General features: G+C 60.9%; 23 protein-coding genes and 4 pseudogenes. 19 read left to right on the top strand and 8 right to left on the bottom strand.

Going from position 1 to position 25189, the window contains the following annotated elements; genetic code table 11:
- Positions 1-5: 5 nt before the first annotated feature.
- The 5 genes and pseudogenes from ACVWY5_RS33370 to ACVWY5_RS33350 all read left to right on the top strand — a co-directional run bounded on the left by ACVWY5_RS33370 (position 6) and on the right by ACVWY5_RS33350 (position 5374).
- Complete coding sequence (locus ACVWY5_RS33370; RefSeq protein ID WP_028352223.1) at positions 6-3347, top strand: DEAD/DEAH box helicase family protein; 3342 nt, start codon at positions 6-8, stop codon at positions 3345-3347.
- Positions 3348-3379: 32 nt separating this feature from the next.
- Positions 3380-3863, top strand: a pseudogene (locus ACVWY5_RS33365) (zincin-like metallopeptidase domain-containing protein); the annotation flags it as partial.
- Positions 3864-4076: 213 nt separating this feature from the next.
- A pseudogene (locus tag ACVWY5_RS33360) lies at positions 4077-4445 on the top strand (ParB/Srx family N-terminal domain-containing protein); the annotation flags it as partial.
- A gap of 179 nt (positions 4446-4624) precedes the next feature.
- Positions 4625-4921: a hypothetical protein gene (locus tag ACVWY5_RS33355; protein ID WP_028352221.1), complete on the top strand. Its 297-nt coding sequence runs from the start codon at positions 4625-4627 to the stop codon at positions 4919-4921.
- A gap of 153 nt (positions 4922-5074) precedes the next feature.
- Positions 5075-5374: a hypothetical protein gene (locus ACVWY5_RS33350; RefSeq protein WP_321176923.1), complete on the top strand. Its 300-nt coding sequence runs from the start codon at positions 5075-5077 to the stop codon at positions 5372-5374.
- Positions 5375-5660: 286 nt separating this feature from the next.
- On the opposite strand, the gene ACVWY5_RS33345 is transcribed toward ACVWY5_RS33350, so the two are convergent.
- From ACVWY5_RS33345 to ACVWY5_RS33335, 3 genes are read right to left on the bottom strand one after another with little or no spacing between them, the layout of a single operon-like run.
- Positions 5661-6398: an SOS response-associated peptidase family protein gene (locus tag ACVWY5_RS33345; RefSeq protein ID WP_028352220.1), complete on the bottom strand. Its 738-nt coding sequence runs from the start codon at positions 6396-6398 to the stop codon at positions 5661-5663.
- A 3-nt stretch (positions 6399-6401) separates the two neighbouring features.
- Entirely contained in the window at positions 6402-6851 is a 450-nt protein-coding gene (locus tag ACVWY5_RS33340) for a hypothetical protein (protein WP_028352219.1), read from the bottom strand.
- A 45-nt stretch (positions 6852-6896) separates the two neighbouring features.
- On the bottom strand, positions 6897-7292 hold the full coding sequence (locus ACVWY5_RS33335) for a hypothetical protein (protein ID WP_028352218.1): 396 nt from the start codon (positions 7290-7292) through the stop codon (positions 6897-6899).
- A 143-nt stretch (positions 7293-7435) separates the two neighbouring features.
- Between ACVWY5_RS33335 and ku the strand changes: the two genes are divergently transcribed.
- A complete protein-coding gene (gene ku, locus ACVWY5_RS33330; protein ID WP_028352217.1) occupies positions 7436-8368 on the top strand; it encodes a non-homologous end joining protein Ku in 933 nt (310 codons plus the stop codon).
- A 659-nt stretch (positions 8369-9027) separates the two neighbouring features.
- Entirely contained in the window at positions 9028-9237 is a 210-nt protein-coding gene (locus ACVWY5_RS33325) for a hypothetical protein (RefSeq protein ID WP_283088521.1), read from the top strand.
- Here ACVWY5_RS33325 and ACVWY5_RS33320 read toward each other — a convergent pair.
- Entirely contained in the window at positions 9234-9434 is a 201-nt protein-coding gene (locus ACVWY5_RS33320; protein WP_321176922.1) for a hypothetical protein, read from the bottom strand. The two genes, ACVWY5_RS33325 and ACVWY5_RS33320, sit on opposite strands and share 4 nt — an antisense overlap.
- Before the next feature lie 153 nt (positions 9435-9587).
- Here ACVWY5_RS33320 and ACVWY5_RS33315 point away from each other — a divergent pair, with 153 nt between their 5' ends.
- From ACVWY5_RS33315 to ACVWY5_RS33260, 12 genes and pseudogenes are all read left to right on the top strand, one after another.
- On the top strand, positions 9588-9776 hold the full coding sequence (locus tag ACVWY5_RS33315) for a hypothetical protein (RefSeq protein WP_051383893.1): 189 nt from the start codon (positions 9588-9590) through the stop codon (positions 9774-9776).
- 396 nt (positions 9777-10172) lie between these two features.
- Positions 10173-10313, top strand: a complete 141-nt coding sequence (locus ACVWY5_RS33310) for a hypothetical protein (RefSeq protein WP_321176921.1) — start codon at positions 10173-10175, stop codon at positions 10311-10313.
- Between the two features lie 16 nt (positions 10314-10329).
- The gene (locus ACVWY5_RS33305; RefSeq protein WP_028352213.1) at positions 10330-10851 is read left to right on the top strand and encodes a thermonuclease family protein; all 522 of its coding nucleotides are present in this window, start codon (positions 10330-10332) and stop codon (positions 10849-10851) included.
- Between the two features lie 105 nt (positions 10852-10956).
- Entirely contained in the window at positions 10957-11148 is a 192-nt protein-coding gene (locus ACVWY5_RS33300) for a hypothetical protein (RefSeq protein WP_080673056.1), read from the top strand.
- Positions 11149-12457: 1309 nt separating this feature from the next.
- Positions 12458-13411: a zincin-like metallopeptidase domain-containing protein gene (locus tag ACVWY5_RS33295; protein ID WP_028352212.1), complete on the top strand. Its 954-nt coding sequence runs from the start codon at positions 12458-12460 to the stop codon at positions 13409-13411.
- A gap of 108 nt (positions 13412-13519) precedes the next feature.
- A complete protein-coding gene (locus ACVWY5_RS33290) occupies positions 13520-15640 on the top strand; it encodes a ParB/RepB/Spo0J family partition protein (protein ID WP_028352211.1) in 2121 nt (706 codons plus the stop codon).
- Between the two features lie 183 nt (positions 15641-15823).
- Positions 15824-17104: pseudogene (locus ACVWY5_RS33285) on the top strand (methylase); the annotation flags it as partial.
- Positions 17095-18117: pseudogene (gene trbL / locus ACVWY5_RS33280) on the top strand (P-type conjugative transfer protein TrbL); the annotation flags it as partial. The pseudogenes ACVWY5_RS33285 and trbL, both read left to right, overlap by 10 nt.
- 97 nt (positions 18118-18214) lie before the next feature.
- Positions 18215-18898: a conjugal transfer protein TrbF gene (trbF, locus tag ACVWY5_RS33275; RefSeq protein WP_028352209.1), complete on the top strand. Its 684-nt coding sequence runs from the start codon at positions 18215-18217 to the stop codon at positions 18896-18898.
- A complete protein-coding gene (gene trbG / locus ACVWY5_RS33270; protein WP_028352208.1) occupies positions 18895-19929 on the top strand; it encodes a P-type conjugative transfer protein TrbG in 1035 nt (344 codons plus the stop codon). The genes trbF and trbG overlap by 4 nt, the downstream gene beginning before the upstream one ends.
- Entirely contained in the window at positions 19926-21137 is a 1212-nt protein-coding gene (locus ACVWY5_RS33265) for a TrbI/VirB10 family protein (RefSeq protein WP_028352207.1), read from the top strand. Before trbG ends, ACVWY5_RS33265 begins: the two co-directional genes overlap by 4 nt.
- A 1-nt stretch (position 21138) precedes the next feature.
- The gene (locus tag ACVWY5_RS33260) at positions 21139-21381 is read left to right on the top strand and encodes a DUF2274 domain-containing protein (RefSeq protein ID WP_080673050.1); all 243 of its coding nucleotides are present in this window, start codon (positions 21139-21141) and stop codon (positions 21379-21381) included.
- Between the two features lie 72 nt (positions 21382-21453).
- Here ACVWY5_RS33260 and ACVWY5_RS33255 read toward each other — a convergent pair whose 3' ends face one another.
- The 4 genes from ACVWY5_RS33255 to ACVWY5_RS33240 all read right to left on the bottom strand — a co-directional run bounded on the left by ACVWY5_RS33255 (position 21454) and on the right by ACVWY5_RS33240 (position 25165).
- Positions 21454-22401 carry a LysR family transcriptional regulator gene (locus ACVWY5_RS33255; protein ID WP_051383892.1) on the bottom strand — a complete coding sequence of 316 codons (948 nt, stop codon included), beginning with the start codon at positions 22399-22401 and terminating at the stop codon, positions 21454-21456.
- Between the two features lie 78 nt (positions 22402-22479).
- On the bottom strand, positions 22480-23112 hold the full coding sequence (locus tag ACVWY5_RS33250; protein WP_028352205.1) for an acyl-homoserine-lactone synthase: 633 nt from the start codon (positions 23110-23112) through the stop codon (positions 22480-22482).
- Between the two features lie 85 nt (positions 23113-23197).
- The gene (locus tag ACVWY5_RS33245) at positions 23198-23926 is read right to left on the bottom strand and encodes a LuxR family transcriptional regulator (protein WP_028352204.1); all 729 of its coding nucleotides are present in this window, start codon (positions 23924-23926) and stop codon (positions 23198-23200) included.
- A gap of 186 nt (positions 23927-24112) precedes the next feature.
- Positions 24113-25165, bottom strand: coding sequence for a D-cysteine desulfhydrase family protein (locus ACVWY5_RS33240; RefSeq protein ID WP_051383891.1), 1053 nt, complete (start codon positions 25163-25165; stop codon positions 24113-24115).
- Positions 25166-25189 lie beyond the last annotated feature (24 nt).

Raw genomic sequence — 25189 nt, 5'->3', positions numbered from 1 at the left:
AACTGATGTCATCACGCAAGCGCGCCCCCGGCTCGGACCAAGACGATCTCTTCAATGATGCCGTCTCGCTGCTGTTGCCCGCGCGTCTTGCAATCGACGGCAAGGTGCTTGGAAGCTCGGTACGGCAGCTGACGGTTCCCGCCTTGCGCGAGGTGTGTCGTCTCCGGTCATTTTCGGTCCGGCGCGTCAACGGCTACGAAGCAACCCTGTCGTCCGGTGAGACGCTGAAGATCATCAGCAGCCGGACGGCCACGAAGCTCGATGCCGATCTCGTCCTACTTGTACCGGGCGCGTCGGAACCGCGCAAGATCGCCGAGGCCCTCGAACTGGGCGAAGGCCGATGGATGAATGTCGTGCCGACCGACATCGGCGGGCTCGATGTGGTTGCTCGCAGCGAAAGGCTCGCCGCGGTCTCGGATTCTTGGCAGGATGCATTTCACCTCCGTGAGAGCCGTCCTGCCGAGAACGGTCGCGCTGCGGTGCGCGGGCTACGCCGGCCGCAGATCGGCGCGCTTCACGCCGCGCTTGCTCACGCTACGCGGTCGAGCGAGCCCGCCACCATCGTCATGCCGACAGGCACCGGCAAGACGGAAACGATGCTGGCCCTGAACGCCCATCGGCGGTTTGAACGCCTGCTGGTCGTCGTCCCGACCGATGCGCTACGCGAACAGATTGCCGGCAAGTTCGAGACCTTTGGCGTCCTCAAGCAACAGGATTGCCTCGACGCGGCCGCTGCTTTCCCTGTGGTGCTGCGCCTCTCGCATATTCCCACGACCCTGGCGGAGGTCGACCAGATCTTCGACAGCGCGAATGTCGTGGTCACAACGATGCAGATCGCCGGCCGCGCCGAGGCGCCAGTTCAGGAACGGATGGCGGCGCGCGCATCGGCCCTTTTTATCGACGAGGCACACCATATCGGCGCGCCGACCTGGGCGCGCTTTCGCAGTCTCTTTGTTGATCGCGACCCGCCGCTGCCGATCGTTCAGTTCACTGCCACGCCGTTTCGTGAGGATGGCCGGCGGGTCGATGGCGAGTTCATCTACACCTATCCGCTCAAGAAGGCGCAGGACGAAGGCTATTTCAAGCCGATCCGCTTCGAGGCTGTTTTCGGTCTGGACCAGGCCGACGCCGACGAGGCCATCGCCGAAAAACTCGGAGAGGTTCTGGAAGCCGATCTCGAAGCGGACCTTAATCACCTCGCTATGGCGCGCTGCTCGACGATCGAGCGCGCCAGGGAGCTTCATCAACTCTACAGCGCCGAATATCCGCAGTTTCGGCCCGTCATCGTTCACAGCCAGCAATCGGCTCGTGAGCGGCGCGAAAATTTGGCGGCACTTCGGCGCTTCGAGAGCCGGATCATCATTTGCGTCGACATGCTGGGTGAGGGCTTCGATCTACCGGAACTGAAAATTGCGGGCCTCCATGATCCGCACAAGAGCATCGCGGTTACCATTCAGTTCGTTGGTCGCTTCACGCGGCAGGATCCCACACTCGGGGACGCCACGGTGATCGCCAACACCGGCGTCGACGACATCGACCGCTCGCTTGCGAAACTTTATGCCGAGGACGCGGATTGGAATGCGCTTGTCGAAGCGCTCAGCACTGCCCGGATCGAACGGCAGGTCCGCCGCGCGGAGATGTTCCAGGGGTTCGTCGGCGACCTCAGCGACATTCCGCTACAGACACTTGAGCCGAAGATGAATGCGGTCGTTTATCGGACGACCTGCGATGCTTGGGAGCCGTTGCGCGCCGAGGATCTCTACAATCCCGGCGTCTATCTCGGCATGAAGGTCAACCAACACCGCCACGTCGCTATCTTCGTTACACGTTCCGAAGAACAGGCCGCTTGGACGACGGCGCAGCATGCGATCAACGTCATCTGGGACCTGCATATGATGTACTGGGACCAGGCGACGGGCGTCCTCTACATCAGCAGTTCCGCAAAGGGTCCCTATGACAGCCTCGCCAAGGCCGTGTGCGGTGAGACCGCGCGCCGCGTCGAAGGGGAAGAGGTGTTCCGCAGCCTGCGCGGCTTCAAGCGCCTGATCCTGCGCAACCTCGGACTCACCCATCGCCAGGGCCGGGGCATCCGTTACTCTATGTATATGGGCGTCGATGTCGCGGACGGTCTCGACACCGCCAAATCGCAGTCCAGGATCAAGAACAATGTCTTTGCGTCTGGGTTCCTTGACGGCATGCTGGCAGCACGAGGCTGCTCGGCTAAGGGCAAGTTCTGGTCGATCTCCCCGGTCCGCGACCTGACCGATTGGGTCGAATGGTGCGAGGACATCGGCCGGTCGGTCAACGACCCCGGCATCACGACGGACGGCGTGTTCAAGAGCGCCATGCGGCCTCGCCAGATCAGCGAGCGGCCTGAGGTGCCACCTGTCGCAATCCACTGGCCGGAATCGCTCCTGACGCAGATCGAGGATCGCGTCGAGATCAGTTTCGGCGATCGGCCCGTCCTGTTCACGGAATGCGACATCGAACTTCTTAACCATGAACGAATGGGACCGCTTCGCTTTGCCGTGCGCAGCGATGCTCACGTCGCTGAATTCGAGATCGTGTTCAGCGAGGGCGGTGCCCGCTATCCCCAGCGCGGGGGACCCAAGGCCACCATCAAGATCGGCGGCCAGGTGAAGGCATTATCCGAGTCCTTCGGAGACGACTCCCCTCAGATCGACTTCGGCGATGGTTCTCTCCTGATCTACAGCCACCTCTATGCGCTGCCGGATGGTGAAGCCGTCGAACCCTATCCCGCCGATCGGATCGAGGTGTGGGATTGGTCGACGACCGACATCCGAGCCGAATCCCAAGGGACCGGGAAGCGTGCCGATTCCGTCCAGCGGCGCGTTATCGACGCCTTGCTCACCGACGGGGAAGCCTACGATTTGATTTTCGATGACGATGGAGCCGGCGAGATCGCTGACGTGGTAACGCTCCGCGTCACCGAGGGCCTCGTCCAGGTCACGCTCCATCATTGCAAATATTCAAGTGCCGCCACGCCCGGCGCCCGCTTGAAAGATCTTTACGAGGTCTGCGGGCAGGCCCAGAAATCTGCCCGCTGGCGCGACCGTCCCAACCGCATGTTCACGCATATGCTGAAGCGCGAGAAGCTGCGCCTCGACAAGGGACAAAGCTCGCGCTTCGAGCATGGCAACGCCGCGTTCCTCAAGAGGCTGAAAGCGAGCTGGCAGGATTATCGATACGAGTTCGATGTCCGCATCATTCAGCCAGGCCTGTCGCGGGCGGCGATCACCGAGGAAGGCCTGCATCTACTGGCTGGGGTCGAGACATATCTGCTGGAGACCCGAGCGATGAAATTGCGGGTCATTGGCAGTGCATAGCCACACTACGCGCGCGACCGGCGTAGGGCCTTGCGCCATCTTCGCAACCGGGCTTGATCGAGCCTCAGGTTGAAGCGCTGATCCGGGCGACGGGGATCGATTTCCGTATCGGCGGCAACCGCGCCTTCTATGTCCCGGCGCTCGACTATGTGCAGGTCCCGCCGCCTCAGGCCTATTTCGAGCCGATCAATTGGCACCGCACGGCGCTTCACGAGCTTGGGCCGCGACGGGACACGCTTCGCGCCTTCGCCGAGACCTCAGCGGCTCGTTCGCGTCGAGAAAATATGCGTTCGAGGAGCTCATCGCGGAAATCAATGCGGCCTTCTGTTGCGCCTCACTCGGCATCCTGCCGACCGTCCGCCATGCCGACTACATCGGCTCGAGGTGCTGCGGGAGGACAATCGCGCGATCGTGCGCGCCGCCTCTCAGGCGAGCAAGGCGGCCGATTGGCTGCTCGGCTTCCTGTCGGACACCGACCATTCCGATTTGCTCGATGACGAGCGGGAGGCGGCGTGATCGGCGTACTGTCATGTCGGGCCGGCTCCCAACCTGCGGCGCGTGATCTTCCGGAAAGCCGTAAGTGTGGGAAGTCGTGTTTCCGCTTTCGCGCAATTTCGGCTCGCTGGTCCTGTGGCGCTGTCCTCTTAGAGTGAGAGGGCGGCGCTTCGCTTCGTGACGGGTTTAGGGTCGAGAGAGAGGCTCTCGGCGCCCGTCGCGGAGTAAATCCCGATGGCTACTGCTGTTCAGAAGGTCACCCTCTCGGCAGCGCGCGACATCCCCTTCTACAAGCTGGTGCTGAGCCAGGCCAACGTCCGGCGCGTGAAGGTCGGCGTTTCCATCGAGGAGCTGGCCGAGTCGATCGCGCGCCGCGGCCTCATCCAGAGCCTGCACGTTCGGCCGGTGCTCAATGCCGATGGCCAAGAGACCGGCATGTATGAAGTGCCTGCCGGCGGGCGCCGCTACCGCGCGCTCCGGCTTCTCGTGAAGCAGAAGCGCTTCACCAAGACGTCCAGCGTGCCATGCGTGTTCTCGGAGGCGAATGGCGAGATCCTGATCGACGAGTTTTCGCTTGCCGAGAATATCGAGCGCGCGCCGCTCGACGCGGATATGTCCGAGACAGCCGACGACAGCGCGGCCCTGCCGGAATTCCTCGCCGGGGAGGACGACGACACCACGACAGATGACGAGGAGGATGGGAACCCCTGTGAAGTCCATCTGCCGCCAGACCCCGCCGATGCGGCAGGCTTCGCGCACCCCGATGCCCAAGGGAGCGCGCCATGATGGACGTCGAGGCGATCTTCGCGGCGGATCGCGAACACATTCCGCGGGAGCGGTCGCTGCCTTGGGCGGAAACGAAGGGCGGCATCACCGTCATCGTCGAGCCCAAGCCCCTTTGGGCGAGCGATCTGCGCGCTTTCCGGCTCGATGCCCAGGAATATTGCACCTATGCCGATTGGACCGAGAACGGTGCGCAAGCCCGGTTCTTCTGTCATGTCGATACCAGCGGCAACGAAGTAATGCGCAAGGCGCGCGCCTTGATTGCCCGTGAAATCGCCGACGGACACTGGCTCTGATCCTTCACAGCGCCCCGCCTCACGGCCGGGCACTGTTTTCATGCCAGCAAGCTCAGCGATGTGAGAGGGAGAGGGGCGCCGGCACGAGGTGAGTCTGGGTGGTCGAGAGTGCGCCGTCCGGGCTTCCAGTCCCGCTCTCCCGGAGCCCTTCCCATGAACATCATGTCGCCCGTGGCCGCTCCGCCCGCGTCCATCTCTCGCGCGCCCGCCATCCTCGCGGCTGCCCATGATGTCCTCGGTTATCTCGAACGCGGTGAGCGGATCGACGCCACGACCCTGCGCGCCGCCGTGGAGGCGGCCTTTGGTGCCTCCGATGCCGATGGCGCGTGGGACTGGAAAACGGCCTGTGATGCTTCCGCGACCGTCCTGTTCTTTTCGAGAGGATCTGCCCGATTTCGCCGGATGGACCGTGGTGGACTTCAAGACGGATCGAGAGCTTGCGGAGGCCCGTGATCGTTACGTTCGGCAGGTGCAACTGTATTCGAGAGCTGTGAGCGCGTCGACCGGATTCCCGGCTCGCGGAGTGTTGCTGGCGATCTGATCAGCGTGTTGCGCCCGAGCGAGGGACTCCTCAACTTGTAAATTTAGGAATCGACCCGCGATCTCGGTCGCGAGCGCGGCGTGGAGCCGCCGCGTCAGCGCCTCCCGGAGCCGGCCGGCGCCAATCGAGCGCGAGAAGCCGCCGACCTTTCCAGACTCGCGGGGCGGTCGACAAAGTCGAACGTCAGATCTTCGATGTTCATGACGTAAAGCTATCAACCGACGCGGCACGATCTTCCTTCACACCGCGGGCGACGATCCGGAGCGTTCCATCCGGAAGCGGCCGCTGCAGTTTCAGGGCTTCGTCTGGAGAGGCTGTCATCCAGGTATCGACCTCGTCAGGCGTCGTCAGGATTGCCGGCATCGCCTTCGGGTGGATGGCGCCGACCTCTGCGTTCGGCTCCGTCGTGAGAAATGCGAAGAGGTCATTGGTGGTCTCGCCCTCTTTGACCTTCCGGACGGACGTCCAGTTGGTCCAGATGCCGGCGAAGCAGGCGAGGGGCCGGGTCTCGTCGAGCGCGAACCAGATGTCGCCGCCTTCGGCCTTGTTGACCTCGCTGAAGGAGTTGAACGGCACCACGCAGCGATTTTCGGTCCCCAGCCATCGAGTCCAGTGCTTGCTGTTTACGTTGCGGATATTGGTCGTGCCGCCGTCCGGCTCCATTCTGAGCAATTCCTTGAAATCCACTGCCTTGCCCTTGGCCTGCAGCTTCTCGGCTCGCTTCTTCGTGGCGTCCATCAGCGCCTTTGACGACGACGGCATCCCCCACCGCGCCGTGGCGAGCTCGCGGCCATCGGCTCCGTTGCGCACGATCGGTGCCTGGTAGTCCGGAAACACGCCGGGCATCGGCGCCAGATTGCCCACGTATCGGTTCACGACGCGAAACAGTGCGCTGATCGCGGCCTGGTTTGTCGTGATCGAATAGAGATTGCACATCAATCAGGCTTCGGTTCGAGGGTGGCGAGGCTGCCAAGCCAATTGTAGCAGAGTCGCAGACGGACGCCGGCCCGCCTTGGCGCATTTGCGGCAGCGCAGCCGGCTGGCGAGATCATGCACGAAGGTGGTTGGCGGGTGCTTCATCGCCGCAAGGTCGACGTCGCTCGGCGTTTTGCAGCGCGTGCACCTGATCTCGAGCCAAGGGAAGCCTCCGTTCACGGCTTGGTCGATGGTGGGCGAAGGATCGATCGGTTCGCCGTCGCTCCACATGCGCTCGTTCCAGCTTTCGCAAAGCAGTTTGTCAGCTTGTTGGAGCATCGCCTCTCCCTTGGCCCGCATCTCCGCCGATTGAGCAGCCAGCATGTTGGCCATCGCGCGTGCCTTGCCGAGCTCTTTCGCCAGAGCTTTGCGATCGCCGCCCGACAGGGGCGTGGGGTGATACTTCGGGGCCATCCGGACATCCAGGCGCTAAGAGATCGGAACGGCAATCCGGAGCGGTTACGGCGCCTCGAACGCCGGCCAGCACCCGTCTTCTTCATGCCTGCCGGTTCGCTGCTGGCAGGTGTTGTCGAGCAACCGCTGCGCCACGTCCTTCCAGACTGCGTTGCGGCCATATAATCGGACTGCATCGGCGGTCTGGATTTCCACCGTCCGCTCGCACCGGCGGCACGAGATGCGCAGCACGTGGCGTTGAATCTCGGAAAGACGTCGCTGCCGCTTCTGGGCTCCGGTTTCTTCGGCGCGAGGGTCTTTCAGGACCGATTCCCAATATTCCGCCGGGAGCGGCGCATCTGGAGCCGCCGTGGAAGGGCCCGGTCTACGGACAGCTTCAGCGGCCAGTTTTTCCATCTGCTTCGGGGTCGGCATGCGCCAGCTCGCGGGTCGATCGGTCATTCCGATTAGAACATAACAAGAACAAATGTCGAGTCCGCGCGGACCCACATCTTGAAAAAATCATCCTTTTGGGAGCGGCGCGGTGTCGGAACCAAGCCGGGCCGTTCGTCTTGAATCCGGCACCAGTATGGAGTTCCCCCGCGATGGCCCCCCGCGCTAACTGGAAAGGCTTCCTGCGTCTTTCCCTCGTCACCTGTCCGGTAGCGCTCTATCCGGCCACGTCGGAATCCGAAAAAGTCTCGTTCAACCAGCTCAACCGGAAGACCGGCCACCGCATCAAGTACGCCAAGGTCGACGCCGATACCGGGGAGGAGGTTGCCAACGAGGACATCGTCAAGGGCTACAAGGTCGACACCGACACCTTCATCGAGGTGACCAAGGACGAGCTCGACAACGTCGCGCTGGAATCGACGCGAACGATCGAGATCGACGAGTTCGTCGATCGCCGCGAGATCGATCCACGTTATCTGATCCGTCCTTATTACCTGAGTCCCGATGGCAAAGTCGGCCACGATGCTTTCGCCGTTATCCGCGAGACCATCCGCGAGATGAACATGGTCGCGATCGGTCGTGTCGTGCTCACCAATCGCGAGCACATCATCGCGCTCGAGCCGTTCGACAAGGGGCTGATGGGAACGCTGCTGCGCTATCCCTACGAGGTCCGTTCCGCGGAGGAATATTTCGACGATATTCAGGACGTCAAGGTCACGAAGGACATGCTCGATCTGGCCAGGCACATCGTCAATCAGAAGTCAGGCCACTTCGAGCCGGACAAGTTCGAAGACCAGTACGAAACCGCCCTCATCGATCTCATCAATCAGAAGCGCGCGGGCAAGCCCATTACAGCGAAGGCGCGCCCTCGAGGCGAGAACGTCGTCGACCTGATGGACGCGCTGCGCAAGAGCATTGGAAGAGACGTGGCCGCTTCGACAGAGGCTCCGAAGAAATCAGGCAAGAAGCCGCGCAAGGTGGCGGCCGGGCAGAAGGAAATGCTGATGCCGATCGCAGGTAAGAAGCCGGCGAAAGAGGTCGCGGCGAAGAAGCCGGCGGCTAAACCGCAGCGGAGGTCGGCTTAGGTGTTGTGAAGCATCGAGTGACGCCCGGCGGTCGCTACTTCGCCGTCTGCGGCAGGCCTTGACGGATGGCGAATCTCGGTCCCGACGACGGACCGGCCGCGCTGCTCGCCCCCTTTAGGAAATCCTCGCTTGCGACGTAGGCGAATCGAGGCATCGTACGGTCGCGTCGGTGGGCAGGGGGCGCGTATGGCGAGATCGGTCCCTAAGCGTTCTCACCCGTGGTTTTGCGGGTCGCAAGTTCCTTGCAACCCTCTCTGTGTCGGATCATTGTTCCAATATCACCGGCCAAGGTTGCCTGTAGGCGTCGGTGGCTGAGAGACCGATAGCGCTCCCGCCTACATATCAGCGAGGGGAGCGCATGACCGGGCTCCATCTTTCCAAGCAAATTGACCTTCTCGATAAGACCGTCTGTGTGGAAGCGGAACGCTTGCGCAAAGAGGCCCGCGGCACCCCACCAGGAGTTGAGCGCGACCGACTTATTCGCCGCGCGCGGCAGGCTGAGGCAGCCTGCCGGATAACGCAATGGATGGCCTCACGGGAGCTAGAGCCGCCAAGGTAACGGATGCTCTAATCGGGTCTCGGTTTGAAATTTGAAAAGAATCGAGGCGTATACTTGTGGCATGCCCCACTTAGACGCTTGCTTAGGAATTCTTCGTCGGTTGATCGCCAAGGGTGACGCAAACGGCATTCCACTGGCTGAGCGCGCTATTACCGAATATCTGGAAGCAACGCCGGTAGCCGCCCGTAGGAGCGGGCTTCGCCTGCTTCAGGACGACGTTCTGAAACAGCGCGATGCCGTGATTGGAGATCGGCGCGACTTCGCCGAAACCGTCAACGCCTACATCGAAAAAATGCTGGCGCCGCCCTAGTCCGCGTCTCGCGGGTTTTGCATCACCAGCAACCCGGCGGCCGATGCAATTGACGCGAGAAGTGAACCGACCTCTATAGCGAACAGCATATCTTCATCTTGACCGAAGCGGACACCCAACCCCGTGTCAGCCAAAATCGTCGCGATCGCGAAGATGATGAGAGTGCCAATCAGCACCCAGAAGAACATTTCCTTCACGTTTGTGCCCGCGATGGACTAATATCCGACTCATTGGGAACTGAGGGGAAGCAGCATGCGCCCGCAATCCGTTCTCGCAATAGCGGTCTTGGTTGCCATGATCGGACTCGGGGCGCTTGTCGTCTACGAGTACGTGCCTCATTAGGACCGGCCATGGCCAAAATGATTAAGTCGCTCCGCAAGCAGGCTGACAAGGCAGACCGCGCAGCACTCTCCGCTCTCGACCGTGACTTAGCGGAGGGATTGCAGGCGCTGGCACGGGCCTACCGGGCGCAAGCTGATGTCATCAAATCCAAAAAGAAGAAAACACGGAAGGGCCAAGCAACGCGACCTTCAACCTAATGTACCCACGCGAACGGGCGTTTTGGAATCGCTACTGTGCAGAATGGCTCAATGATGCCGCACGTTCTTGGAAGCGGAACCGTATGGCATGCAGTCCACGTTGAACTGAATGCGAAGCCGCTTCGCAATGTAGTGAAGAAGTTGCAGTCTCAATTTGGTTCTCTCCAAAAAAGACCCTCGGCACCAGCGATAGCCCAACTGACAGCTCAGATGACGCGAACGCACATCCTTGAGCAGCTCCCGGCAAGATCGCGAATAAAAGGCTAACCGGCTCCCAAAAATCTCGCTCGGGAAGGTAACTCCTTCAAGTGGCGCGTCGGGTCGTGGGCGAGATGCGCGGGCTTTGGGCCAATACTCGCGCGATTTGACAATAGGGTTTATGAGTCCACGTGGCAGATGGATGCGATTCTGTTCTGGGTGCGCTTCCAGGGACGCTGGCTGCACGGCACGGAGTTTCACTATCCCGACCGGCCCGAGAACCCGCCCCTAAAGCCGCTCGAGAACCGGCCGAAATCCAAACCGCGAGACTTGCGGTAGCTGCAAGGTCATTAGCATGCGTCGAATCCTCCTGGGACTGATGCTCGCCCCTCTGTCGAGCATGGCTTTGGCCGATCAGTTTGTGGGGCAGGCCAGCGTTATTGACGGCGACACCCTGGAAATCCATGGAACGCGCATCCGGCTTTGGGGCGTCGATGCACCGGAGAGCAGCCAGCTGTGCCGCGGCGACGACAGTTTACAATATCGTTGTGGTGCGCAGGCTGCGAACGAGCTCGACGCCTTCATTGCTCGCCGGACTGTCAATTGTGTTCCGGTCGGCCTCGATCAATATGGCCGCACGGTCGCGACCTGCTCGGTCGGTGGCGCTGACCTCGGTGAATGGCTTGTGCTTCACGGACTTGCGCTGGATTGGCCCCAATACTCAAAAGGCAGATATGGCGTGGCTCAGCACAATGCCGAGCGCGCTGGTCGAGGGATCTGGAAGGGCAGTTATGTCGAACCGTGGCTCTACCGCTCCTGTGTCCGTGCGAACGGCAAGCCGGCCACCTGCTCGGATGATGCAAGCTCCCATCCGTGATCAGTTGAGGACGGCAAGTCGAAGCTTGCAGGTTACGCTGGCCTGGTTTGGGCGACTCACGCTAATCAATCGTCATTGATTGCCTCACTGCATGATAGGGACGACATGATTGCAGCCACCCGTGAACTTCCATCATCTGGTTACGCACTCGAAGTGGATGGCCGACTGAAGACCGAATTTGCCACCCGGGACGGCGCCAGGGCAGGTGGAGAAGAGCTGAAAAAGCGTTTCCCAAGGCTTCAGATCAAGATCTATGACGCAGAAACAAAAGTGCGGGAGGAGATTCAGCTTCGCTGAGTTTCTGTCTTCGCTGATTTTTTGATTGGGCGCGCGCGGCTAGCGCCGCACCGGGCTCGCGTGAACCGAGCCGCGTAGCGGCTCGGTAGGGTAGGCGCGGGATACCTCGTGGAGGATATCCCTACGCCTCCCCCCAAACCGTGCGGGCACTTTTCAATGCACACGGCTTTCCGTATGCGCGTGTTCTCGCGATTCAATTCTCCTCTGGATGGTGACGGCCTGCATCAGCAGAACCTCTCCGTCGAAGAATCTCTTCTACGCATACTGCAAATGCCATTTTTAGCGGCATCGTCCTTCCCCCGATCGGAGGCGCTTTCGGTCCGGTCACCCAGTCTTATACGCATGATCGTCCGCCTCGCGACGGCTGTCCCGGCCATTACGCCGGGCATTTGGGTACTACGACGGCTCCGTCGCCATACAGGTTCGCGAACGAACCTGCTGCAGGCGATCCCGTAGTTACGTGTGTGGGGAGTTACGGCGTGTTTAGGTGTCCCTTTCGCTTCCTTGACCCTCCGACGGAGGTCGTCCCACGCGGACTGGTGGCAAATCACACTGGCCGGTGCGATCTGCCCCGCGTGGCGTAGCGTGTCAGCCGCGTTCGCTACTGCCAGCCCTTTGGCGACTGGAAACTGGGATTCAGGCAATACAGCTTTCACCATGCACACCTTACTCTGTGCTCTCCACCGGGTTGCGGCACCCGATTTCGAGATGTTTCCCGACATGCTCTGGTCCCGTTCCTCTTTCGAGGTCTCAGTCGTTTCCGACACCGGTAAGTCGGGCAAGTAAGAGCCAAACCAGTAGGCTCCGTTCTTTCGAAGACTCCCTTCTTCTTCACGCCACAACGGCGCACGCCTTCCGGCTTTGATCCCTCGCGCAGAGACTGCGGAGCTCCTCGCCGGGGGCACTCGGGAAAGGGGCTCGCCGTCATCAAGTATGCCGGCGTCGCTATCACTGCCCCGTTCCCGGGTGCCCTCTTAACCGGTCTCGTCGCTGCACTCGGACCCGCGTGCCCCTTCGGGTCGCTATGCTCACGCTCTCCGGGTGCCATTTCAGCGGGGCGATGCGCCATTGGCGCACGCCTGATCAGGGCCTGCGGCCCTAAGCGGTCAAGGCGACATCCCATGAAGAAATGGGACGTGAGGTGGGCCGCTCCGCAGATTGTCACATTCTCTCACTTGCGAGCGAGCGGCGGGGGGTCACGCGTCGTCGTTTCCGCGCGAGAGGCTGAGAGTAAGAGAGCTGAATGGGTTTGCCGTGACGGGTCACAGGCTGCGAGAGAGGCTCGCGGCGCCCGTCGCGGAGACCCGCGATGTCCAGACATTCTCCTCGAGCGCGTACCGGTGAGGACCGGGCAAACCTCTATGACGAAATCACCAACAAGATCATCGGCGAACTTGAGGCCGGCCGACTGCCATGGGTGCAGCCTTGGGGCGCCGCCGCGAAGGCGTCTTTGGCCATGCCGAAAAGCGCCGCGACCGGCCGTCAATACAGCGGCATCAATATTCTGATCCTCTGGGGGGCTGCCACCGAACATGCATTCACCGGTCAGAGCTGGCTTACCTTCCGCCAGGCGCTGTCGCTCGGTGGTCATGTCCGCAAGGGCGAGCGCGGGACGACCGTGGTCTATGCCGATCGCTTTGTACCGGTCGACGAAAAGCGCCGCGCGCGCGAAACGGGCGACGAAGCGCACGCCATCCCGTTCCTCAAGCGCTTCACGGTCTTTAATACTGATCAATGCCACGACCTGCCTTCGGAGATCGTAGCGACGGCGCCGCCTCCGCCACCAGGCCTGATCGAGCCGCAGGTCGCAAAGCTCATCGAGGCGACCGGCATCAACTTCCGCATCGGCGGCAACCGCGCATTCTATGCGCCGGCGGAAGACTATGTGCAGGTGCCTCCACCACAAGCCTATTTTGAGCCGATCAACTGGCATCGAACCGCCTTGCATGAGCTGGCGCATGCCAGCGGCCATCAGTCACGTCTCAATCGCGACTTGTCGGGCGGGTACGGTACCAAGAAGTATGCTTTTGAAGAGTTGATCGCGGAGATATCGGCTGCGTTTAGTTGCGCGTCGCTCGGTATCGTACCGACGGTGCGACATGCCGACTATATCGGCTCCTGGCTCGAGGTGCTGCGCGAGGACAATCGCGCGATCGTGCGAGCTGCCTCACAAGCCAGCAAGGTTGCGGATTATCTGCTTGGCTTTCTGCCGGAGTCCGTTGTTGACGTGACGACCGACAGAGCGGAGCAGGAGGCCGCGTGAAGATCTAGCCAGTCGCGTCGGAAACGAGAGTGAGAGGGGAGATGCGGTTTTCGCGACGGGTTGGAGGCCGAGAGAGAGGCTCCCGGCCGCCCGTCGTGGAGAATCGACATGACGAAGGCTGTCCAAAAGATAACCCTATCGCCCTCGCGGGACATTCCGTTCAACAAGCTGGTGCTCAGCCAATCCAACGTCCGGCGTGTGAAAGCGGGCGTCTCGATCGAGCAACTCGCCGAAAGCATCGCACAGCGGACGCTCCTGCAAAGTCTCAACGTGCGGGCGGTCGTGGACGCGGAAGGCAATGAGACCGGCATGTTCGAGGTGCCGGCGGGCGGCCGGCGTTATCGCGCGCTGGAACTTCTCGTCAAGCAAAAGCGCATGGCGAAGACGCAGGCCGTTCCATGTGTCGTGCGCGAGGGCGGCATTGCTGAAGACGATTCGCTTGCCGAGAACGATGAGCGAGTAGGTCTTCATCCGCTTGATCAGTTCCGAGCCTTCCAAACTCTTAGTGGCTCCGGCATGTCCGAGGAGGAGATCGCGGCCCGGCACTTCGTGGCACCGGCCGTGGTGAAGCAACGCCTCCGGCTGGCGTCTGTGTCGCCAAAGCTGCACGACGTCTATGCCGAAGACGGCATGACGCTCGAGCAACTCATGGCCTTCTCGGTCACGGCGGATCATACGCGGCAGGAACAGGTCTGGGAGAATGTCAGCCGCTCGGGCTACGATGAACCCTATCAAATCCGCCGGATGCTGACCGAAAATACCGTGCGGGCGTCAGATCGTCGCGTGCAGTTCATTGGGCTCGATGTTTACCAGCAGGCAGGTGGCGGCGTTCTCCGCGACCTGTTCGAGCACGATGATGGCGGCTGGCTTCAAGACGTCGCTCTGCTCGACCGTCTTGTCACGGAAAAGCTCAAGGCCGAGGCGGAAGCAATTGGTGCGGAGGGATGGAAATGGATTTCGGTGGCCGCCGTCGATTTTCCCTACGGTCATATTGATGGTCTGCGAGAAATCGAAGGTAAGCCTGTCGATCTCTCCCCCGACGAGCAGGCCACCATCGATGCTCTCAACGCTGAGCAGGCAAAGCTTGAATCCGAGCATCAGGATGCGGATGAACTGCCCGAGGAGGTCGATCAGCGTCTCGGCGAGATCGAGGCCGCGCTGACTGCGTTCGAAGACCGGTCGATGGTTTACGATCCGGCCGAGATCGCCCGAGCCGGCGTCTTCGTCAGCATCGATTCTGAGGGGCGACTTTCCGTCGATCGGGGCTATGTCCGACCCGAGGATGAGGCGCCTGCGGCTGATTTCGACGTCGAGCAGGGCACCGATGCGGCGTCGACCGAAGGGCAGGAGGCTGGCGCTTCCGCAACGCGCACAGCGATCTCAGTCGCCAGCACTTCGACCGAACCGGAGGACGATGATGAAGACCTGGCAAGGCCATTGCCGGATCGGCTCATTATCGAACTAACGGCGCATCGCACGCTCGCATTGCGGGATGCATTGGCGGAAAATCCTGCGATCGCGTTCCAGGCGGTGCTGCACAGCTTCGTGCTGACGGATTTTTACCGGTTTGCTTCGTCCGGGAGCTGCCTTGAGATCGGGCTGCGCACACCAACCTTTCCCGCTCAAGCTCCGGGGCTGAGGGAAAGCGCGTCCGCGAAGGCCGTCGAGGCGCGTCATGAGTCCTGGAAGGCACGGTTGCCGAAGAGCGAGAACGATCTCTGGGATGCGCTGACGGCTCTCGATGGTGAAGCGCAGGCATCGCTGTTCGCCCACTGCGCGTCCTTTGCAGTCAACGCCGTCTATGAGCCGGCTAATCGTTACAATCAGGGCCGTGTCTCCGCTCACGGCGTCCGCACGCGTCTTGACCAGGCCGACGTGCTTGCGCGCGCTGCCAGACTCGAGATGGTGCAGGCTGGCTGGAGACCGACGGTCGACAACTATTTCGGGCGCGTCACCAAACCTCGCATTCTGGAGGCGGTGCGGGAAGCCAAGGGCGAGTCGTCGGCGCAACTGATCGACCATCTGAAGAAGGCCGACATGGCCAAGGAGGCCGAGCGTCTCCTGGATGGCTCGGGCTGGTTGCCGGAGCCCCTCCGTCTCGTCGACCCCGTTGTGTCGCCATTGGAGCAGTCGGGTGAAGCGGGTCCACTGCCAGAATTCCTCGCTGACGAGGAGGATCCGGAGAACGCCGGCGACGAGGATCCGCAACAGCTAGATGCGGCTGAGTAGCATCGCCGACTGGCTGGCTCCAGCCGTCCGGCACTTGCTTGGGGACCGGTGTGCAGCGCCGGTCCCCATTTTTATTGGGAGACGGTTGAGAGGGAGAGTGGGGCCGGGAAGGGTTTGAATCGCCGCGGTCTTGAGGAGAGCGCCGGGCGGTTCGACCCGTTCCTGCTCTCCGAAAGAAATCCCATGACCGAATCTCTCGCCGGCGGCGCTGCCGCTGCGCCGCTCTCGATGCGTGCCGCTGCAACTATCACCTCCGCTGCGGTCAGGGCTGCGCGACAGCTCTTGAGCGATCTCGAACGCGGCCGGCGCATCGATGCCGCGGTCCTGCGTGGCGCCATGGAGGCTGCCTTTGGCGCCTCGGACGCGGCCGGTGCCTGGAATTGGAAGACCGCCTATGACACCTGCGAGGCGGCCACCGTTCTATTCCTTCGCAAGTTCGGTCCGGCCATCCGGACCAAGGCTGGCTCAACGGCCGCGATGCTGCCGATGCTCACGAAAATCGCGAGCTGTCTGCCGACCCATACGCGGCGCTCCGAGGACAGCCAGGCGCTTCAGCAATTCTCGACGCCGATCCCGCTGGGGCTGGCCGCATGTACCGCAGCCGCGATTACACCCGCCGACCGCGTTCTGGAGCCGTCCGCGGGGACAGGCTTGCTCGCCATTTTCGCCGAGCTCGCCGGCGGCGGCCTGATATTGAACGAGTTGGCCGAACCCCGTGCTGAGTTGCTCGATCACCTGTTCGCCTGCGTTGAGGTCACCCGGTTCGACGCCGCCGAGATCAATGATCATCTTGAAGCCGATTTCGTACCTAGCGTCGTCTTGATGAACCCGCCGTTCTCGGCGCTGGCGAATGTCGATCGACGAATGGCGGACGCGGCGCTCCGGCACATTGCGTCGGCCTTGGCGCGTCTTTGCGACGGCGGTCGTCTAGTCGCCATTACAGGCGCGAGTTTTGCGGCGGACAATCCGGCGTGGACCGACGCGTTCGTTCGCCTTCAGGAGCGTGGGCGTGTTGTTTTTTCTGCCGCCATCGAAGGCGCCGTTTACGCGAAACACGGAACTCAGATCGACACAAGGCTGCTTGTCATCGACAAACTGCCTGCCGCAGATCCGAAGCTTTTTGCCGCCTCGCCGGGCGTGGCGGGCGATGTCGCCACCTTGCTTGACTGGGTGACTCAGCATGTACCTCCGAGGTTGCCCGTTGCCGCCCCGATCGCAATTGGCCTCACTAGGCGCTACGCGACGTCACGATCGACCGGCGCCTCGGCACCACGCCCATCGTCCACTTCGGGAGGCGCAGCGCCAGAAGGCGTCGAACTTTCATACGAGACGGTCGATTGGTTGCCGCCAGGAGGCGCCAGGCTCACCGATGCGCTTTATGAAGCATACGGACTGCAATCAATCCTCATTCCGGGCGCGCACGCGCATCCGACGAAGCTCGTGCAGTCGGCTGCGATGGCCACCTCATCGGCAACTGGAACGCCTTGGCGCGCGTCGTCTTCGAGAGCTTTGCTGGTCTTGGGCTAAAAGCATCCGGCGCAAGCCTATCCGCATCGGATTTCCTGCGGCCGGGAAAGATCGCTCAAGTCGGCCTCGACGCCGGCCGACCGATGCTCGACTCGATCTCCAGCCTGATGGGCTACATCAGCTTCTTCGAGAATTTCGTCCAGATCGTCGTTCTCCTGTTTGCGTGGGTCGTGGTGCTGCTCGCCTTCTTCATTCTGGCGATCCAGCTCTTCGTCACCCTGATCGAGTTCAAGCTCACGACGCTGGCTGGCTTCGTACTCATTCCCTTTGGGCTGTTCGGCAAGACGGCCTTCGCGGCTGAGCGGGTCTTGGGCAACGTCATATCTTCCGGGATCAAGGTCCTGGTCCTGGCCGTCATCGTCGGCATCGGCTCGACCCTGTTCTCGCAGTTCACCTCTGGCTTTGCTCGCGGTCAGCCGACCATCGAAGACGCGATGACACTGGTCCTTGCTGCGCTCTCATTGTTGGGCCTCGGTATCTTCGGTCCGGGTATTGCAAACGGCCTGGTGTCCGGCGGGCCACAGCTCGGCGCCGGTGCAGCGATTGGAACGGGGCTTGCGGCAGGCGGCATTGTTGCAGCAGGTGCAGGCCTTGCCGCCGGTGGCGCGGGTCTCGCTGGCGGAGCGATGGCAGGCGCCGCGCGTGGCGGCGGTGCCGTTTTGAGCGGAGCATCGGCCGCCTATCGAAGCGGCGGCCTGGCTGGCGTCGCGGAGGCGGGCGCTTCGGCTGCCATGAGCCCACTGCGTCGCGCAGCGGCTGCGCTTGGCGGCGGCGGACAAGCAAGCGAGCAGGCCGCGAGCACTTCCGCTGAAGGGCAGCCCGACTGGGCGCGCCGCATGAAACGAGCCCAGACCATTCGGCATGGAGCGTCGGCAGCGGGTCATGCGGTCCGCTCCGGCGATCAGGGTGGCAGCGGCTCCTCCGTCGATTTGTCCGAAGGAGAGCGCTGAGAGTCGCCAATAGCGCTTTCGCCATTCTCCGTGGGGCAGCGCGTCAAACCAAACGCCGCACGAAATCCGATCACTTGATCTCAGGGGCCAATCATCGATGTTCAAACGACCATCAGTTCACTACGGGCGTATGCCCGAGCCGACTACGCCTTATCAAAAAGCAGCGCAGGTCTGGGACGAGCGCATCGGATCGGCGCGTGTGCAAGCCAGGAACTGGCGCCTGATGGCGTTCGGCTGCTTGATGTTGTCGGCTGGCCTCGCGTGTGGGCTTGTTTGGCAATCGAGCCAGGGCTCGATCACGCCCTGGGTGGTCGAAGTCGATCATCTCGGTCAGGCCCAGAGGGTTGCGCCGGCCAACATCGACTATCAACCCACTGACGCGCAGATCGCCTACCATTTGGCGCGCTTTATCGAGGACGTCAGAGGCCTGCCGGCGGACGGCATCGTTCTGCGCCAGAACTGGCTCCGGGCCTATGATTTTACGACTGATCGTGGCGCGGCCGCGCTCAACGATTATGCGCGCAACAATGACCCCTTTGCCAAGTTGGGAAAGGGCCAAATCTCAGTCGACGTCTCGAGCGTTATTCGCGCGTCTTCAGAAAGCTTTCGGGTCGCGTGGACCCAGCGCACCTACGACAACGGATCGTTGAACTCGACCGAGCGTTGGACTGCGATTCTCACGATCGTAATCGAGACGCCGCGCGATGCCGAGCGCCTGCGCAAGAATCCACTTGGCGTCTATGTCCGCGCCATCAACTGGTCAAAGGAGTTGGGTCAGTGACCAAAACGCCATCTGTCGTTCATTTGAAGGACTTTATCCCGTACAGCGTGCTCAATTCGACCTGGTCCGAGTTCGTGACCGCGAAGCGAGCATTTCTGTCCGCCCTTCTACTTTGTTCGTCGGCGCTCGGTGGGTGCGCGACCTACGTTCCGCCGGAGATCAGATATGACGCGGAGGTCCCTCCGCAGCCGGCGGCTCCAGTGCCTTTGGACGATAGATCGCGGCCGCTTCACGTTCCGCCGCTCTGGAAGCCGGCTCTTGGCGGCAAGTCGGGAGGAAAGGAAGACGCTGAACCCGTGAGCCGGGTTGAGACGGCAAACAGTGCGGCCCGCGTCGAACCGCGCAAGCGGGGGTATTTCAATGCAGCGCAGATTTACGCCTACAGTCCCGGCGCGCTCTATCAGGTTTACGCCGCACCAGGGCAGATCACAGATGTTGCGCTCGAGGAGGGAGAGCAGTTGACGGGATCAGGCCCCATCGCTGCCGGAGATACCGTACGCTGGGTCGTGGGCGATACCGAGAGCGGGAGCGGCGACACGCGACGGGTCCATATCCTGGTCAAGCCGACCCGGGCATCGATTGAGACCAATCTTGTCGTCAATACCGATCGACGTACTTACCTGATTGAGCTCCGCTCCCGCGAGCGGCCATACATGCCATCGGTGGCTTGGTACTATCCGGAAACCGTGCGCGAACGATCGCGTTCAATCGCTCTCCGACCCGTTCTTCCGGACCCGGCCCAGCGGATCTCTCGCTATGCGATCGAAGGGGATAGCCCGCCCTGGCGGCCGCTTGCTGCCTACGACGATGGCCGCAAGGTCTATATCGAATTCCCGCGAGGCATTGTGCAAGGCGAGATGCCACCCCTCTTTGTCATAGGTCCAGACGGCAAGACCGAACTCGTGAACTATCGTGCCTACGGCAACCTGTTGATCGTCGATCGGCTCTTTGCGGCCGCCGAACTCCGACTCGGTGGTGAGCATCACCAGAAGGTCAGGATTGTGAGGACCGACGGGAGGCCGTCGTCATGAACACGCGGAGCTCAAGCGATCACGAACAAGCAGTTCCGCCGGAAACCCAAAAAGAACAGTCCAGAAGTTTCCGTTTGAGAGCAGAGCATCCGCCCGTGACACGGTTGTCACGAAAAGTCCTGGCTGGGGGGAGCGTGGTCGCTCTGCTCGTCATTGGCGGGGCGGTACTGTGGTCACTGCAGAGCAATCGTCCTCGCGGCCAGGCTGCCGATGAGCTTTACAGCACCGACCATCACAACGTCGCCGATGGCATTACGGCTCTACCGAAGGACTATTCGGGCATTCCGCGCCAACCAGTCCCGCAACTCGGCCCACCGCTCCCCGGCGACCTCGGTCGACCGATCCTTGCTGCCCAAGGCCAGCCGCCGGCGATCGGCGCTGATCTGGACCAGCAGCGCCGGGAGCAAGAGACCGAGGCAGCCCGCATCAGCCATTTGTTCGCTTCGACCAATGGACGAGAAGTACGTCCGTTGGTTGCTACGGCTGTTCGAGACGAGCGCCCCGTGCCACCGAGCGCAACCAGCAGCGGCGATGATGGATCTGCGCAAAACGGTCAGGACCGAAAGCTTGCTTTCGTCAACGCGTCTGTGGATCGTCGCACGGTCAGCCCTGACCGCGTCGCTCGACCGGCTTCGCCATATGTTGTGCAGGCTGGGGCGGTGATTCCAGGAGCCCTGATCACCGGAATTCGATCGGACCTGCCAGGTCAAATTACCGCGCAGGTAATAGAGAATGTTTTTGATACGCCGACCGGGCGCTTCTTGCTTGTGCCTCAGGGAGCGCGCCTGATCGGCGTCTACGATAGCCAGGTCGCCTTCGGCCAGTCTCGCGCCCTGCTCGTCTGGACACGGCTGATTATGCCAAATGGCCGTTCCATCATTCTTGAGCGGCAGCCTGGAGCCGACGGCGCCGGTTATGCGGGCCTCGAAGACCAGGCCGACAATCACTGGGACGAGTTGTTTAAGGCTGCGGCACTATCGACACTTCTGGCTGTCGGGACCGAGCTGGGTGCCGGTTCTGATACCAGTAGCAACGATAGCGCAATCATCCAGGCATTGCGACACGGCGCCTCTGACTCGCTTAACCAAACCGGCCAGCAGGTGGTTCGCCGAAGCCTCAATATTCAGCCAACGCTGACTGTCCGGCCAGGATTTCCGGTCCGCGTCATTGTGAATCGCGATCTCATTCTCGAGCCTTACCAGGGGTGACATGACCAAGCTCAAGATTCGGTCTCTGCCAGACGAAAGACCGGTCAAGATCAACGTTGAATTGTCGGCTTCGGTACATCGAGATCTGGTCGCCTACGCGGAAGCCTTGGCGCGAGAAACAGGCCAACCGGTCAACGATCCTAGTAAATTGATCGCGCCCATGTTGGCGCGGTTCATGGCCAGCGATCGTGGATTTGCAAAACGGCGTCGTATCGCTCCTTCACAAGACGTCAGCGAACGATAGCTTTCGGCAAAGGATTAGCAAAAGCCTTCCAATGCCAGCGAGATAGTCGGACCGATGCTTTCGACGCGTCGGTCACCTTCCAGGTGCCTGACTGGGCTTCGGGTAACGTTCGGCGAGGAGCTTGATGAACTGCTCCAGCGCTCGATTTTCGCTATCGCCCCAATGCGCATAGAATCCGACACGGGTTGGTCCAGTTCCGTCTTGTAGTTCACGATAAGTCAAGCCAGTGAAGGTCGCGCCAATTTCTGACTCCAGGACCAGACACACTCCAAGTCCCATGCTGGCGAGACTTTTCACAATGTCGCGGCCTACATCGTGTTGGGAAACTTTGGGTCGCTGGTCAGGAGATAAGAACTTGGAGACGAGAATATCTTCTAGTTCATGTCCGAGATCATGCTTGCTCAAGAGGATTGTTTCGTTCCTGAGATCGCTCCAAAAGACAGAATCGCGCGTCACTAGGGCATGGTCTGTCGGCAATGAAACCAGCAGCCGCTCGCTCCAGAGGGGCGAGGCTTTGTCGCCTGTCAGTAACAGGCGGCCTGGGCTGACGACGATGTCAACCGTTCCAACTTGCAACGCATTCGCTAGGGCTGCCTGCGGGCGTTCGACGGTCATCAAGTCGATTTGCGGAAAGCGTCGCTTGAATTCCAAAAGGGTCGCTCGCAAATTTCCTGTCGACATTGACGTAGAGAAGCCTATCGATAGGCGCCCGACCTCGCCGCGCCCAGCGGATCTTCCCGTCTCAACAAGCGTATCGATCTGATCGAGCGCTAGCCGTGCGATCTTTAGGACGCCGCGACCGGTCACGGTCGGCCGTACGCCGCCGCTAGTTCGTTCGAACAGGGGCGCTCCAATTAGATGTTCGAACTGACCAATTGAGCGGCTTAGGACCGAATGCTTCACCAACAGGAAATCTGCTGCCTTCCGAAAACTTCGGCAGTCATCTGCAGCAACGGCAAACCGCAGATGTTGCAAGTCGATCCCAAGCGTCGTCACCAAATGCGGTTTGATGTCCGTCATGTGCAATGTTTTCGCGAATAGGAAGTCCGCAAGGCTCCGCTGCGGCTGGTTTCAAGCGAATCGCGCCGATGTCGGGCTTCAGGTCTCGGCAGGCATGACCGGTGTCCAAAGGACTGGTCCAGACAGGCCGCCTGCCGCACGGATGTCCGACAGGGTTTCGATTGATATGCCGAGATAGCCTGCAACTGCTGTAGTATCGCCGATATTGCAGGGAGTGCCAATTCGTCGCAAGGTCCAGCCTGCTCGACGCAAGATCCGCTCCATCCGCAGATCCGTGACTGTAACGATGTCTGACAGACCTCTCGAGAGCCCAAATTCGATCATGCCTGCAAACAGCTCGTAAGTCGCGCGAGCTATTCCGTGCTCGCCCTTTGGATCACCAATCGAAAGATCGATCGCAAATCTGCTGCTTTCCCAGACGAGAGGACTCGAAGGCGCTGGTTGATCTCCGAGAAGCATCGGAAACGTGTTGCGAAGCATCGTTGGACCGAGGGTAGGCAAGAAGCGAACCGAACCGCGTACCCGTCCCGTATCGGAGAGCTGGACGAGGTACACTGGTTCAAGTGCGTCGAATTCATCGATTTCCATGTCGTTTTTCGTCCGGACATCCCAGTCCATTCGGATCTTGAACGTGCGATAACGCAACTGATACATGCTTGCGAGCGTACTCGAAAACTCCCTATACGAAGCCAGAGTTATAAGCTGAATCACGGATCCCTCCAGGAAGCGCTATCGCTAACCTTGAAGCGGAGTCCAGGATCAAACGCATCTCCTGCAATTGCAGTAGGTGAATGCCTTAGTTTTGCTTTTCTCTTCTACCAGCAGCAAAATGTATAGCCGCCTGCACCACGGTGCGTACACCGAGCTTCTTCTTCGCATTGCTGAGGTGAGTGGCGGCCGTGTACTGAGAGATACCGAGAATTTGGCCGATTTCCCACGCGGACTTCCCTTGGGTGGCCCATTCAAGGCATTCCCGCTCGCGGGTGGATAACTCAATCCCATTGACCCGGCGAGGTCGTGTCAACGTCCGTCGTGCATGTGCATGGAATAGAATTCCCATCAGCTGAAGTACGCGAGCATGAGAATTGACGCATCCCTCGAAGGAAGCGCGTCGGCGGTCGGTCGCGAAGGTCAACGCGGCGGGGGGACCGTGACTATCGTGGATGGGAACAGTAAATCCAAAGCGGAGTCCGCATTGCGCAGCTTCGTCAAGAAGCTGCTGCTGAGCCATCGAGGAGAACCTCGATTGTAGATCAACTCCCCAACGGAAGGGCTCGGCAGTCTGGAGCGCCTCTACGATGACTGGATCGATGGCTTGATAGTTGCTGCGCAGATAGTGGGACGTCCAGTTAGAAGGGTATGTAGAGATAAGGTAGGGTCGTCCCTGTGGGTTGTCCGGCAGCGCCAAGTAGGCAAAGCACGAAAGATCCAGCTCCGCTGTGGCCTGTGCCAAAGCTCTTGAGAGATCCTGAGCATCACCGGCTCGAGATAGGAGGTCGATGAATTGTTGGAAGATGCGATGCATTGCTCAGCCAAATTTACCGCCGAACCCCGAAAGACATGCATTGTTCGGCTGCTCAATGGCCGAGGGATTTAGGAGTGCTTGCGACTTGGCGCCTGATGATGGCGCCTGAGACGGACCACCCTCATGCCGAATGACGCACAGACCGCGGCGAATTCTTTACCTCCGATGCACAAGCGCCCCAGGCGGCTACGAACAGGCCGCTCGTGAACTTCCCTCGCCGAGGAAGTGGCTAGCGTAAGCATAGAGGCCTGGGCTTCCGCCTGTCATGATGAAGAGGATGTTATCGTTGGCCCTATATTGCCCAGCCGAGATGTCAGTTAACAGGCCAGCAAATGCTTTTCCGCCATAGACGGGATCGATTAGTAAGCCCTGTCGGCTCGCCATTAGCCTGACCGCATCGACCATCGCGGCGGTCGGTAGGCCATAGCCTTGCCCCAGCTGGTCACCTGAAACCTTGATGTCGTCCGAAGTCAGCGATGGATCAAAGTGCAGGAGAGATAAGACGGCGTTAGCTTTCTCAACCGTTGCCGCGTTGGCGTGGGCGGCGGACGCTAGCACCGAATGAGATTTGATCCGCGTCGTATCAAGCCCAAGCGCCCGATACCCGGCTACAAGACCTGCCTGCGTTCCAGAACTCCCATTGGGGACCACGATCGCAGTGAAGTCGATGCCGAGAGCCTTTGACTGGCTTTGGATTTCTAAAGCGCAGGCCGCGTAGCCAAGGCTTCCGACCACCGAGGATCCGCCGAGTGTCGCCACATATGCGATCCGACCCGAGCGACGGAGCTCCTCGGCTCGTCCCTGCGCAAAGCGTGTCGAGTCGCTTCCGGCAGAAAGATTATGAATACGGGCGCCGAAAAGATCGTTGAGTAGAATGTTTCCATTCCAATTATATTCTGGACCTGAATACGGAACCATAGGGGAAAGGACGACTTCACAAGCAAGGCCCAAACGCGCCGCAGCTGCAGCGGCGAGGCGGGCAAAATTCGACTGCCGTCCGCCTGTGGCGATGATCGTGTCAGCACCTTGCGCAGCGGCATCCCCAAGCAGAAACTCGAGTTTCCGAAGCTTGTTGCCTCCGCCGCCAAGCGACATAAGATCGTCCCGCTTGCAGTAGATCCGAACGCCGTTCAGCGACGAACCAAGAGCATCTTCGATGCCGTGGAGCCGTTGAATGGGCGTCGGTCCCTCTAGCAAGTCACGCCGCCGCTCGAGGCTTAGAGCTTGAGAAAGGGACATAAGTCCTCCTTGGAATTGGTCGGT

This window comes from Bradyrhizobium sp. USDA 3256, assembly GCF_054058275.1.
This window is presented reverse-complemented; position numbering and strand designations above follow the sequence as displayed.

Excerpts from the sequence above, each read along its gene's own strand:
- ACVWY5_RS33370 (WP_028352223.1), top strand. The coding sequence starts at position 6 with ATGTCATCACGCAAGCGCGCCCCCGGCTCGGACCAAGACGATCTCTTC.
- ACVWY5_RS33355 (WP_028352221.1), top strand. The coding sequence starts at position 4,625 with ATGATGGACGTCGAGGCGATCTTCGCGGCGGATCGCGAACACATTCCG.
- ACVWY5_RS33350 (WP_321176923.1), top strand. The coding sequence starts at position 5,075 with ATGAACATCATGTCGCCCGTGGCCGCTCCGCCCGCGTCCATCTCTCGC.
- ACVWY5_RS33345 (WP_028352220.1), bottom strand. The coding sequence starts at position 6,398 with ATGTGCAATCTCTATTCGATCACGACAAACCAGGCCGCGATCAGCGCA.
- ACVWY5_RS33340 (WP_028352219.1), bottom strand. The coding sequence starts at position 6,851 with ATGGCCCCGAAGTATCACCCCACGCCCCTGTCGGGCGGCGATCGCAAA.
- ACVWY5_RS33335 (WP_028352218.1), bottom strand. The coding sequence starts at position 7,292 with ATGACCGATCGACCCGCGAGCTGGCGCATGCCGACCCCGAAGCAGATG.
- ku (WP_028352217.1), top strand. The coding sequence starts at position 7,436 with ATGGCCCCCCGCGCTAACTGGAAAGGCTTCCTGCGTCTTTCCCTCGTC.
- ACVWY5_RS33315 (WP_051383893.1), top strand. The coding sequence starts at position 9,588 with ATGGCCAAAATGATTAAGTCGCTCCGCAAGCAGGCTGACAAGGCAGAC.
- ACVWY5_RS33310 (WP_321176921.1), top strand. The coding sequence starts at position 10,173 with ATGGATGCGATTCTGTTCTGGGTGCGCTTCCAGGGACGCTGGCTGCAC.
- ACVWY5_RS33305 (WP_028352213.1), top strand. The coding sequence starts at position 10,330 with ATGCGTCGAATCCTCCTGGGACTGATGCTCGCCCCTCTGTCGAGCATG.
- ACVWY5_RS33300 (WP_080673056.1), top strand. The coding sequence starts at position 10,957 with ATGATTGCAGCCACCCGTGAACTTCCATCATCTGGTTACGCACTCGAA.
- ACVWY5_RS33295 (WP_028352212.1), top strand. The coding sequence starts at position 12,458 with ATGTCCAGACATTCTCCTCGAGCGCGTACCGGTGAGGACCGGGCAAAC.
- ACVWY5_RS33290 (WP_028352211.1), top strand. The coding sequence starts at position 13,520 with ATGACGAAGGCTGTCCAAAAGATAACCCTATCGCCCTCGCGGGACATT.
- trbF (WP_028352209.1), top strand. The coding sequence starts at position 18,215 with ATGTTCAAACGACCATCAGTTCACTACGGGCGTATGCCCGAGCCGACT.
- ACVWY5_RS33265 (WP_028352207.1), top strand. The coding sequence starts at position 19,926 with ATGAACACGCGGAGCTCAAGCGATCACGAACAAGCAGTTCCGCCGGAA.
- ACVWY5_RS33260 (WP_080673050.1), top strand. The coding sequence starts at position 21,139 with ATGACCAAGCTCAAGATTCGGTCTCTGCCAGACGAAAGACCGGTCAAG.
- ACVWY5_RS33255 (WP_051383892.1), bottom strand. The coding sequence starts at position 22,401 with ATGACGGACATCAAACCGCATTTGGTGACGACGCTTGGGATCGACTTG.
- ACVWY5_RS33245 (WP_028352204.1), bottom strand. The coding sequence starts at position 23,926 with ATGCATCGCATCTTCCAACAATTCATCGACCTCCTATCTCGAGCCGGT.
- ACVWY5_RS33240 (WP_051383891.1), bottom strand. The coding sequence starts at position 25,165 with ATGTCCCTTTCTCAAGCTCTAAGCCTCGAGCGGCGGCGTGACTTGCTA.